The organism is Streptomyces africanus, from assembly GCF_002150735.1.
Taxonomy (GTDB): domain Bacteria; phylum Actinomycetota; class Actinomycetes; order Streptomycetales; family Streptomycetaceae; genus Streptomyces; species Streptomyces africanus.
Genome location: NZ_MUKA01000646.1, coordinates 1 through 583 on the forward strand (window position 1 = coordinate 1; position 583 = coordinate 583).

The 583-nt window shown below is 77.0% G+C and carries 1 pseudogene; it reads right to left on the reverse strand.

Features of this window, described 5'->3' with window-relative positions:
* Positions 1-583 (reverse strand): annotated as a pseudogene (locus CCL05_RS43060) (sigma-70 family RNA polymerase sigma factor); the annotation flags it as partial.

Below are 583 nucleotides of genomic sequence, written 5' to 3' on the forward strand. Positions count from 1 at the left end.
GTGGGGGTGACCGCGGCCCGGGGAGGCGGGGCGTGAGGCGGCTGGGTGACGACGTACGCGCCGCCCGCCACGATCGTCGCGCCGGCGGTCATCGCGACGGCCGGCTTGGTGAGCGCGCCCAGCAGCTTGGCGGACCACCCGGCGGAGCCGGCGGCCGCGGCCGTCTTGCCGCCGAAGGCGAGCGACAGGGTGAACCCGACGGGCAGCGGGACGAGCGCGATGCCGACCAGGAGGCGTTCGGCCGGTACGACCGTCTCGCGCGGGTCGCCGCAGTAGCCGCAGCCGCGGATGTGCCGGGCCAGCCGCTTGCGCCACACCGAGTCGGGCCGGCCGTCCCAGCGGCCGGTCAGCTCGCGCAGGTCCGGGCAGGCGCCGTCCAGGGCGCGGACGATGCCGCGCGAGGTCTCCAGGCGCTCCTTCATCCGCTGCACGCGCACGGCGGCGTGCTGCCGGGTGATGCCGACGGCCGCGGCCAGTTCGCGCCGGGTCAGTTCGCCCGCGACCTCCAGCCACCACAGCGACAGCAGTTGCCGGTCCTCGTCGTCGAGCCAGCGCACGGCCTCGGCGACCTCGCGCCGCTGTC